This is a genomic window from Psychrobacter sp. 16-MNA-CIBAN-0192 (genome assembly GCF_040309565.1).
Lineage (GTDB): Bacteria > Pseudomonadota > Gammaproteobacteria > Pseudomonadales > Moraxellaceae > Psychrobacter.
The window spans coordinates 1-254 of the sequence record NZ_JBEOOX010000485.1 but is presented as its reverse complement, the minus strand read 5'-3'; the positions used below and the strand labels follow the sequence as shown (position 1 = coordinate 254).

Sequence of the window (254 nt, the reverse complement as noted above, 5' to 3'; positions counted from 1 at the left end):
GGTTAATTGTAAATGGGAATGGGGCGGTACCGGTTTATCATAGTCATCGGTAATATCGGCTTCAGCAAGTTGAATTTGGCACTCATTGACGGCGGTTAAGCCTGTTTTTAAGCGTAAATCAACCTTATTATCAACTAGCTTTTGATGCAGTATATTGGCCATTTCAATATCCACAGGCCCCATAACTTGGTCGGCAAGTTCGAGTAAGCTCACCTCTAATCCTCGGTGGCGCAGCGCTTCCACCATTTCTAAAC

The 254-nt window shown here is 44.5% G+C and carries 1 protein-coding gene; it reads right to left on the bottom strand.

The genetic code is table 11. The features are described 5' to 3' along the window. The coding region (locus tag AAEY78_RS14060) for an NAD-binding protein (RefSeq protein ID WP_352340006.1) at positions 1 to 246 on the bottom strand (246 nt) is incomplete at its 3' end. Between the last annotated feature and the right edge of the window lie 8 nt (positions 247 to 254).